Origin of the sequence: Roseicyclus sp. (assembly GCF_052168335.1) — a bacterium.
GTDB lineage: Bacteria > Pseudomonadota > Alphaproteobacteria > Rhodobacterales > Rhodobacteraceae > Roseibacterium.
This window is the reverse complement of record NZ_JBQLZP010000620.1, coordinates 1-8,241: the sequence shown is the minus strand read 5'-3', so window position 1 is coordinate 8,241 and position 8,241 is coordinate 1. Positions and strand designations below refer to the sequence as shown.

At 71.5% G+C, this 8,241-nt stretch carries 14 protein-coding genes; 1 reads left to right on the top strand and 13 read right to left on the bottom strand.

What is annotated here, in order from left to right; translation table 11 throughout:
• The 13 genes from ACTS11_RS19060 to ACTS11_RS19000 all read right to left on the bottom strand — a co-directional run.
• Positions 1–255 (bottom strand): urease accessory protein UreE (locus tag ACTS11_RS19060; protein WP_442641869.1); only part of this gene is annotated, 255 nt, incomplete at its 3' end.
• A 13-nt stretch (positions 256–268) separates the two neighbouring features.
• The gene (locus tag ACTS11_RS19055) at positions 269–490 is read right to left on the bottom strand and encodes a hypothetical protein (RefSeq protein WP_442641868.1); all 222 of its coding nucleotides are present in this window, start codon (positions 488–490) and stop codon (positions 269–271) included.
• Between the two features lie 122 nt (positions 491–612).
• On the bottom strand, positions 613–1,287 hold the full coding sequence (locus tag ACTS11_RS19050; RefSeq protein WP_442641867.1) for a hypothetical protein: 675 nt from the start codon (positions 1,285–1,287) through the stop codon (positions 613–615).
• Between the two features lie 30 nt (positions 1,288–1,317).
• Positions 1,318–3,027, bottom strand: a complete 1,710-nt coding sequence (ureC, locus tag ACTS11_RS19045) for an urease subunit alpha (RefSeq protein WP_442641866.1) — start codon at positions 3,025–3,027, stop codon at positions 1,318–1,320.
• A gap of 633 nt (positions 3,028–3,660) precedes the next feature.
• Positions 3,661–3,885, bottom strand: a complete 225-nt coding sequence (locus ACTS11_RS19040; protein ID WP_442641865.1) for a hypothetical protein — start codon at positions 3,883–3,885, stop codon at positions 3,661–3,663.
• 142 nt (positions 3,886–4,027) lie between these two features.
• A complete protein-coding gene (locus ACTS11_RS19035; protein WP_442641864.1) occupies positions 4,028–4,423 on the bottom strand; it encodes a carboxymuconolactone decarboxylase family protein in 396 nt (131 codons plus the stop codon).
• On the bottom strand, positions 4,423–5,250 hold the full coding sequence (locus tag ACTS11_RS19030) for a cyclase family protein (protein WP_442641863.1): 828 nt from the start codon (positions 5,248–5,250) through the stop codon (positions 4,423–4,425). Before ACTS11_RS19030 ends, ACTS11_RS19035 begins: the two co-directional genes overlap by 1 nt.
• 70 nt (positions 5,251–5,320) lie before the next feature.
• Positions 5,321–5,692 (bottom strand): lysozyme inhibitor LprI family protein, encoded by a 372-nt coding sequence (locus ACTS11_RS19025; protein ID WP_442641862.1) that lies wholly within the window; start codon positions 5,690–5,692, stop codon positions 5,321–5,323.
• The gene (locus tag ACTS11_RS19020; RefSeq protein ID WP_442641861.1) at positions 5,689–6,006 is read right to left on the bottom strand and encodes an antifreeze protein; all 318 of its coding nucleotides are present in this window, start codon (positions 6,004–6,006) and stop codon (positions 5,689–5,691) included. The genes ACTS11_RS19025 and ACTS11_RS19020 overlap by 4 nt, the downstream gene beginning before the upstream one ends.
• Complete coding sequence (locus ACTS11_RS19015) at positions 6,003–6,308, bottom strand: urease subunit beta (RefSeq protein WP_442641860.1); 306 nt, start codon at positions 6,306–6,308, stop codon at positions 6,003–6,005. The genes ACTS11_RS19020 and ACTS11_RS19015 overlap by 4 nt, the downstream gene beginning before the upstream one ends.
• Entirely contained in the window at positions 6,305–6,574 is a 270-nt protein-coding gene (locus ACTS11_RS19010; protein WP_442641859.1) for a hypothetical protein, read from the bottom strand. The genes ACTS11_RS19015 and ACTS11_RS19010 overlap by 4 nt, the downstream gene beginning before the upstream one ends.
• Positions 6,575–6,590: 16 nt before the next feature.
• Positions 6,591–6,893, bottom strand: coding sequence for an urease subunit gamma (locus ACTS11_RS19005; protein ID WP_442641858.1), 303 nt, complete (start codon positions 6,891–6,893; stop codon positions 6,591–6,593).
• Positions 6,894–6,912: 19 nt separating this feature from the next.
• On the bottom strand, positions 6,913–7,728 hold the full coding sequence (locus ACTS11_RS19000; protein WP_442641857.1) for an urease accessory protein UreD: 816 nt from the start codon (positions 7,726–7,728) through the stop codon (positions 6,913–6,915).
• A 149-nt stretch (positions 7,729–7,877) separates the two neighbouring features.
• Between ACTS11_RS19000 and ACTS11_RS18995 the strand changes: the two genes are divergently transcribed.
• The coding region (locus ACTS11_RS18995) for an amidohydrolase family protein (RefSeq protein ID WP_442641856.1) at positions 7,878–8,241 on the top strand (364 nt) is incomplete at its 3' end.

Below are 8,241 nucleotides of genomic sequence, written 5' to 3'. Positions count from 1 at the left end.
CTCGCCCGTCACCCGCAGGAGCGGCTCGGGCGCGGCCTCCACCGCGATCATTGCGCCCTCCGCCGTCTCGAGCGCGTCGCCCGCCTCGAGCGAGACGGTCTCGGGCAGGTCCACGAGGACCGAGCGGCCCGAGGCGCAGGTGACGCGCTTGCGGCGCAGGAAGCGGCCCTCGTAGTCGAGGACGAGGCGATCGGACGGCGCCCCCGCCCAGGTGCCCGCGCGGTGCAGAAGTCCCGCCGTCGTGTCCTCGCCCATCGCCCGCGCACCCTCACCCGGAAATCAGATCGCGAAACACGATACGGGGGATGTCGGTGTGCGCAATGCCCATCTGGGCCAGCGCCGCGTCCGGCAGCGCGTCGAGCCGCGCGGCATAGGCGAGGCGCCAGCCGCGCAGGTCGCTCCGGCCCATCATGAGGCCGGTCTCGCAGCACCAGGCGTCGAAATGCGCGCCGAGGCGCGGAGAATGGTTCGTGTTCGCGGCCGTCTTCATCGCGGGACCCTCTGCTCTGCTCGGGGGGCCTCCCTTCGATCGAGTGTCGCCCGGGCGGGGCGCGGCGGCCAAGCGCGAAGGCGGCCCGGCGGGGCCGCCGGGCGCATCCGAGGAGGCGATGCCTATTTCGTGGGCTGCGGCGCCGGTCCCGGCGGCGGCAGGGGAACCGCGCTCGCGAGCGGCGGCTGCGTCGAGACCGACAGCGGCATGGAGGGGACCGGCCGCGACCCGTCCGTGGTGAAGCCGAGATAGATCGTCACCCCGAGGTCGGGCAGGTACATCATCGCCTCGATATGCGGCGGCTCGCCGCCCACCGGCTGCCAGGTCACGTCGATGGGCAGGCCGGTATAGCCGCAGGCCCCGATGAAGACCGGCTGGGCATTGCCGACGACGAGGGTGAAGCCCTGCGTCTCGGTCGTGCCGTCGTCGTAGCGCGCCGTCTCCACGCCGTCGAAGCGCATCCCCGGCGCCGGAACGGGCGCCGGATCGGGCAGGCCGGAGAAGGTCGCCGTCTTGCGCTCGCCGGTGGGCACGAGCCCCGCGCTCAGGAACCAGCTTTCCGTCGCGAGGCCGAGGGGGATCGTCTCGAAGCCGTGGACCTCGTTCGTCTCCTCGCCCATGAACTCGATCTCGAGGTTGCGCCCGGTCGACAGCACGCGCGTCAGGACGGTGCGGTCCTGGAACTGGAACCAGACCCCGTCCGTGGCGCGCCCCGTGGGACAGGCCTGCTGCGCCGCCGCCATCACCGGCAGGAGCGCCGCCAGCGCGGCCCCCGCCCCAGACATCCACCGCGTCATCGCCACTGGCCCTCCCCGCCGGAACCGCCTTCAGTACATGAAGTATCGCTGGGCCAGAGGAAGCACCCGGGCGGGCTCGCAGGTCAAGAGTTCTCCGTCGGCGCGGACCTCGTAGGTCTCGGGATGGACCTCGACGCTGGGCGTCGCGCTGTTGTGGATCATGTCGGCCTTGCGGACCTTGCGGATGCCCGAGACGGCCAGCGTCTCCTTGGCGAGGCCGAGCCGCCCCCGGATGCCCGCCGCCTCAGCCGCCTCGCTCACGAAGGTGACGGCCGAACGCTCGACCGACCGCCCGTATGCGCCCCACATGGGCCGCGAGTAGACCGGCTGCGGCGTCGGGATCGAGGCGTTAGGATCGCCCATCTGCGCAACGGCGATGGTCCCGCCGATGAGCACCATCTCGGGCTTCACCCCGAAGAAGGCGCGGTTCCACAGGACGAGGTCCGCCCGCTTGCCCACCTCGACCGAGCCGATGTGCCGCGAGACGCCATGCACGATGGCCGGATTGATCGTGTATTTCGCGACGTAGCGCTTCACCCGCACGTTGTCGTTGTCGCCCGTCTCCTCGCGCAGGCGGCCGCGCTGCTGCTTCATCTTGTGGGCGGTCTGCCAGGTGCGGATGATGACCTCGCCCACGCGCCCCATCGCCTGGCTGTCCGACGCCATGACGCTGAACGCGCCCATGTCGTGCAGGATGTCCTCGGCGGCGATGGTCTCCTTGCGGATGCGGCTCTCGGCGAAGGCCACGTCCTCGGGGATCGACTTGTCGAGGTGATGGCAGACCATGAGCATGTCGAGATGCTCCTCGAGCGTGTTCACGGTGTAGGGCATCGTGGGGTTGGTCGACGACGGCAGGATGTTCTGGAACCCCACGACCTTCATGATGTCGGGCGCGTGCCCGCCGCCCGCGCCCTCGGTGTGGAAGGCGTGGATGCAGCGGTCGCCGATGGCCGCGAGCGTGTTCTCGACGAAGCCGCTCTCGTTCAGCGTGTCGGTGTGGATCATCACCTGGATGTCCATGTCGTCGGCGACCGAGAGGCAGCAGTCGATCGCGCCGGGCGTCGTGCCCCAGTCCTCGTGCAGCTTGAGCGCGCAGGCGCCGGCTTCGATCTGCTCGACCAGGCCCTCGGGGCGCGAGGCGTTGCCCTTGCCCGCGAAGGCGAGGTTCATCGGGAAGGCGTCCGCCGCCTGGAGCATCCGCGCGATGTGCCAGGGCCCCGGCGTGCAGGTGGTGGCGAGCGTGCCGTGCGCGGGACCGGTGCCGCCGCCCAGCATCGTGGTCAGGCCCGAATGCAGCGCGTCCTCGATCTGCTGCGGGCAGATGAAGTGGATGTGGCTGTCGAAGCCGCCCGCCGTCAGGATGCGCCCCTCGCCCGCGATGGCCTCGGTTCCCGGACCGATGACGATGTCGACGCCCGGTTGCGTGTCGGGGTTGCCCGCCTTGCCGATGGCGTGGATGCGCCCGTCGCGGAGGCCCACGTCCGCCTTGTAGATGCCGGTGTGGTCGATGATGAGCGCGTTGGTGATGACGGTGTCGACCGCCCCCTCGGCCCGCGTCCGCTGCGACTGTCCCATCCCGTCGCGGATGACCTTGCCGCCGCCGAACTTCACCTCCTCGCCGTAGGTCGTGAAGTCGCGCTCCACTTCCACGATGAGGTCCGTGTCGGCCAGCCGCACGCGGTCGCCAGTGGTGGGGCCGTACATGTCGGCATAGGTGCTGCGGGGGATGCGGGTGGGCATTTGTTTCAGTCCTCCTGTGGCTTAAACCACTGGTTTTGCATGACCGATCATGACACCGATCAAAGAGTTTTGTCCGGACAAAGGTCCGGACGGCATCAGAGGTGAGGTGGCCTTATTAGGAAGGATGTCTCTCTCAACGAGCGATTCTCTGGACGCAGACAAGATGAGGTATCCGCCGTGTCGAGCACTGCATTCTGGCTTCAGACCGCTGGCTACACCGTTTTCCTGATCGCAATCTTCGGCCAATGGCGCGGCTGGTGGTGACTCGCCGCCCCACCGGGCACCGCCGGGCAGCCCCCGACCGCCCCGGCGCACCGGAGGTGCGCGCCTCTGGCGCGACGCGGGGGCTTTGCCCCTACCCGCGGCCGGGGGTTGCCCTCCGTTCAATAGGGCTCCACGTCGCATCACACACCCTTGCCGCTGGCAATCTCGGCGTAACACGGGATGCGGGTGGGCATGGGTCTTCCTCGGCCTGCGGTGCCTGTCGCGCCGAGCCTAGACACGGGCCCCGTTGATCTCCAAGCCAAAAGCGGGTCCGGCGCCGGGATGGCGCGGACCCTGCCGAAGCATTGTGCAAACGTGAGACCGCCGAGAGACCTCTCCCGCTCCGCGCGGGCGCCTCAGACCACCGCCTCAGACCACCGAGGGCGAGCCGCCTTCGTCGCGCCTGCGGCCCTCGGCGCGGTCGCGGTCGTCGCGGTCGCGGTCGGCGTCGCGGCGACGTTCGCCGTCCCGGTCGCCGTCGCGACGCGCGATGCGGGGGCTGTGCCCCTCCGCCATGCTGAAGCCGAAGAAGACGATCGCCGCCATGACCGCGAAGAGGGCGAATACGAAAAGCTGTCCGATGAATTCGAGCATGTCCATGTCCTCCGTGGCGCGGGAGGCCGGAATGCCCGCCGCGGCGACCCGGTCCTCCGGGTCCGTGGGAGGAATGCGCGCGACGCGCCGGGGGTTCCCTCAGGCCGAGGGGCTCACCGGCCGCGTGCAGTCGTCCGCCGCCTCAGGCCCGGAAGACGCTGTCCACCTCGACGCCGAGCCCCTGCACGAGCCCGTTGGTCTGCATCGCCATCCCGATCACCGCCAGAAGCTCGGCGTGCTGGGCGGGCGTCATGCCCTTGCCCCGTGCCGCCGCGGTGTGGCTGTGGATGCAGTACTCGCAGCCGTTCGCCGTCGAGACCGCGACGTAGACCATCTCCTTGGTCAGCGGATCGAGCGCCCCCGGGGCCATCACCACCTTCAGCCGGTCCCAGAGCGCCCGGATGCCCTTGGGGTCGTGCGCCATCGCGCGCCAGAAGTTGTTGACGTAGTCCGTGCCCCGGAGGGCACGGATCTCGCCGAAGACCTCGGCCGCCTCGGGGGAGAGCTCCGCGTCGGGGAGGAGCCGCACCGTCGCCATCAGACCAGCGCCATGATGCGTGCGGGCCCTCCGGTGCCGTTCCGCACCTTGGGCGCCCCGACCATCAGCGTCGCGCCGGCGGGCGGCATGGCGTCGAGGCCCGCGAGGCACTCGATTCCGTAGCGGCCGGCGGGGAGCCAGGCGTAATGCGTCGCGAAGTCGGGCGACGGCCCGTGGTCGAGCGACAGCGTGTCGACCGCGATGCAGGCGGCGTTGGTCTCCTCGAGCAGCATCTGCGTCGCCTCGATGTGGAAGCCGGGGAAATGCAGGCTGCCGCCGCGCGCGGCATCGGCGCCGCGGAACGCATCCGTGCCGACCTTGGCGGCCCAGCCCGAGTTCATCGCGACGCAGGCGCCGTCCGGGATCTCGCCATGCGCGCCGATCCAGGCGCGGAGGTCGTCGGGCGTCACCTGGGTGTCGCGGTCCTCGGCGGCGCGGGCGCGGATGTCGATGACGCAGAGCGGACAGGCGAGGCTTTCCACCGGGATCTCGGCCACCGACTGCCCGTCGGCCGAGAAGTGCAGCGGCGCGTCGATATGGGTGCCGGTGTGCTCGTTCACCGTCAGCACGTAGAGGTTGTAGCCATCGGCGGCCATGTCGAACTGCTTGTCGTAGGAGATGCCGGGCACGCCGCCGAAGGTCGGAAACTCCTCGGACAGCTCGTGGGTCATGTCGTGGACCGTCCGGGGGCCCTGGGCGAAGACGGGCTTCGAGGCGCCGAGGCCCAGCGCCCCCGCGCCCGCAGCCGCCGCGGCCGAGCCCCGGAAGAACTGGCGGCGGGACAGCATCCGCTCCTTCACGCTGTTCACTACGCAGATGTCGCACATGGTTGGGATCCTCCTCCCTCGGTGGGTTTCGCTGCCCGGGCGTCTCCCCGCCCCGGGGCTCGGAAAGCTGTCACTGGTTACGCCACGAAACGATTTGCGCGAGGTCCTCCGTCCTCCGCTCGGTCAGCCGCACGAGGCAGCCGTAGAGCAGCATCGCCTCGCCCGAGCCGCCGCGCATGGCGCCCGCCTCGACATGGCAGGCCTGGGCGCGGAAGGTGGTCCATGCGAGCTGCGCCGCGCGGAGCGCCGTGCGGTCCTCCTCCGGCAGGACGGCGAGCGCCGCGGCGTAGGCCTGCGCAAGCCCGGCCTCGCGCGCCGTGTAGCGCTCGGCCAGGCACGCGTTGATCGCCTGCTGGGGCAGCGCGCCGAGATCGCCGTCGCAGCTCCGGTCCTGCGCCGAGGCCGGCCCCGCGAGAACGGCGATCAGCGCAAGGACCCTCATCCGCCGAGCCGCCTCCGCCCGCGATCCTCGAGCCGCCTGCGGTTGTCCCGCGCGCGCCGGGTCAGCGGATCGGCGGCCGCCCGGATCACCTGTGCCGCGCCCTGCCCCCGGATCGCCGCCTCGGCCGCGCGGCCCATGGCCTCGGCGAAGGCCTCGGGCTTCTCGCGCAGCGCGCGCCAGCCCTCGTCGAAGGGCGTGTCCCAGGCGCCCGCCGCCCCCATGCCGCGCAGCCAGATCACCGCCTGCGCCTCGATGCCGAGCCGGGCCATCTCCAGCCCCGCGCGCCAGGCATCGAAGGGCGTGAGCATCCTCATAGCTTGCCCATGACCTTCTGGTTGAAGCCCCAGACCTCGCGCCCCCCGCCATAGGGCACGAGCTGCACCTCGCGCGTCTGGCCGGGCTCGAAGCGAACGGCCGTGCCCGCGGGGATGTCGAGGCGGCAGCCCTTCGCCGCAGCCCGGTCGAAGTCGAGCGCGGCGTTGGTCTCGGCGAAGTGGTAGTGGCTGCCGACCTGCACGGGCCGGTCGCCGGTGTTCGAGACGGTGAGCGTGATCGCCTCGCGGCCCGCGTTCAGCTCGATCTCGCCGGGCGCCGTGATGATCTCGCCGGGGATCATGCGTCGCCCCCGCGTCCCTGGATCGCCGCGACGATGCGCTTGCCGAAGACGCCCAGAAGCGCGCCCAGAAGCAGCGCGAAGGACGAGCCGCCGCCGCTGAGGACCGCCGCGAGCAGGAGCAGCAGCACCAGCGTCAGGAGGTCCATCTCGGTCTTCTCGACCGGAACCTTGGACAGCGCGACACTCTCCATCGCGCGCTTGACATGGGGCTCCGCCGCGGGCGTCAGCGCGCCCGCCGCAAGCCCGAGGATGAAGGTGAAGATCATCGCCTAACCTCCTGATCTAGCGGATCGGATGGTGGACGGTCACGAGCTTCGTGCCGTCGGGAAAGGTGGCCTCGACCTGGACGTCGTGGATCATCTCGGGCACGCCCTCCATGCATTGCCCGGCGGCGACGACACGGGCGCCCGCCTCCATCAGCTCGGCGACCGAGCGCCCGTCGCGCGCACCCTCCACCACGAAGTCGGTGATGAGCGCGATCGCCTCGGGGTGGTTCAGCTTCACCCCGCGCGCGAGGCGGCCCCTCGCCACCATGGCGGCGAGGCTGACGAGAAGCTTGTCCTTTTCACGGGGAGTGAGGTTCATGTTCGGTCTTCCATCGTGGTCAGATCTGCCAGACGCGGGGCAAGGGCATGCCGGTGAGGGCCGATACCGCGCGCGCCACCGCGCGGCGGAGCGGCCAGGCCTCGGCGGCCATGAAGCGGGCCGTCAGCCGCCCCTCCCAGGCCGAGGCCGCGGCGCGCACGGGCCCCTCCCGCGGGAGGGCGTCCCTGACGGAAACGAGCCGGTCGGCCGCGTCCGCCGCGACCAGCGACAGGCTCGCCACCGCGCGCGCGCCGCAGAGACCGGCCGCGCCGTCCCGCGCGAGGTCCGCGTCGCCGAGAAAGACGCCCTCGATCAGCGCCGGTCGCCCGCCGCGCATGACCCGCCTGCGGTCGCGCAGGTGCAGGCGCGACACCGTCTCGCCCATCGCCGCGCGCCCCAGAACGATCGTCTCGAGCATGACCATCGTGGCATCCTCCGCCATCTCGACCTCGAGGCTGCGGTCGAGCGCCGCGCCCTCGAACAGGATCAGTTCCTGCGGCAGCCAGTGCAGCACCGCGCCCGGCCCGAGCCTGAGGCGCGTCCGCACCTCCGCCGCGCCGCCCGCGCTGCGATAGGCGCGCTCGGCCGTCTGCGTCGTGCCGACCGCCCTGCCGCCCGCGAGGTCGAGCGCGTAGTCGAGCCTGTCGCCGCCGGTCAGCCCGCCCGCCGTGTTGAGGAACACCACCTCCGGCGCGCGCCCGTGCATCCGCGGCAGCATGACCTTGGCCGACCCCGCCTGCGCCAGCCCCTCGAGCCGGCCGCCCGCCCCGAAGCTGACGGCGGCGCGGCCCCTGACGCGCTGGTGGCGCGGATCGCTGGCGGCGAGATCGAACATCCTGAAGGCGAGCCTAGAGCCCCCTCCGCGGCGCTGGCAAGCGCGCTGAACCCGCACGGGCCCGCGCGCGCGTTCCGATGCCCAAGTTTCAGGCACAGACCGGCTTTCCCCGTGGCGTTCGGCGCGGGTTCGGTGTAGCGCACTGGCCCATGACAGAGCGCCTCACCCTCCGCCGCCCCGACGACTGGCACCTCCACCTGCGCGACGGCGCGATGCTCGAGGGCGTCCTGCCCGAGACGGCGCGCCACTTCGCCCGCGCCATCGTCATGCCGAACCTCGTGCCCCCCGTCGTCACCGCCAGGGACGCCGCCGCCTACCGCGACCGGATCCTGGCCGCCCTGCCCGGGGGAATGTCCTTCGAGCCGCTGATGACGCTCTACCTGACCGAGGCGACCGATCCCGCCGACGTCGCGGCGGCCCATGCCGAGGGGCTGGTGACGGCGGTGAAGCTCTACCCCGCGGGCGCCACGACCAATTCGCAGTCCGGCGTGCGCGACCTCGCCCGCGTCATGC

Bases quoted from the DNA above. Each gene is read 5' to 3' on its own strand.
- ACTS11_RS19050 (WP_442641867.1), bottom strand. From the start codon at position 1,287: ATGACGCGGTGGATGTCTGGGGCGGGGGCCGCGCTGGCGGCGCTCCTG.
- ACTS11_RS19055 (WP_442641868.1), bottom strand. From the start codon at position 490: ATGAAGACGGCCGCGAACACGAACCATTCTCCGCGCCTCGGCGCGCAT.
- ACTS11_RS19005 (WP_442641858.1), bottom strand. From the start codon at position 6,893: ATGAACCTCACTCCCCGTGAAAAGGACAAGCTTCTCGTCAGCCTCGCC.
- ACTS11_RS19000 (WP_442641857.1), bottom strand. From the start codon at position 7,728: ATGTTCGATCTCGCCGCCAGCGATCCGCGCCACCAGCGCGTCAGGGGC.
- ACTS11_RS19010 (WP_442641859.1), bottom strand. From the start codon at position 6,574: ATGATCTTCACCTTCATCCTCGGGCTTGCGGCGGGCGCGCTGACGCCC.
- ACTS11_RS19035 (WP_442641864.1), bottom strand. From the start codon at position 4,423: ATGGCGACGGTGCGGCTCCTCCCCGACGCGGAGCTCTCCCCCGAGGCG.
- ACTS11_RS19025 (WP_442641862.1), bottom strand. From the start codon at position 5,692: ATGAGGGTCCTTGCGCTGATCGCCGTTCTCGCGGGGCCGGCCTCGGCG.
- ACTS11_RS19040 (WP_442641865.1), bottom strand. From the start codon at position 3,885: ATGCTCGAATTCATCGGACAGCTTTTCGTATTCGCCCTCTTCGCGGTC.
- ureC (WP_442641866.1), bottom strand. From the start codon at position 3,027: ATGCCCACCCGCATCCCCCGCAGCACCTATGCCGACATGTACGGCCCC.
- ACTS11_RS19015 (WP_442641860.1), bottom strand. From the start codon at position 6,308: ATGATCCCCGGCGAGATCATCACGGCGCCCGGCGAGATCGAGCTGAAC.
- ACTS11_RS19020 (WP_442641861.1), bottom strand. From the start codon at position 6,006: ATGAGGATGCTCACGCCCTTCGATGCCTGGCGCGCGGGGCTGGAGATG.
- ACTS11_RS19030 (WP_442641863.1), bottom strand. From the start codon at position 5,250: ATGTGCGACATCTGCGTAGTGAACAGCGTGAAGGAGCGGATGCTGTCC.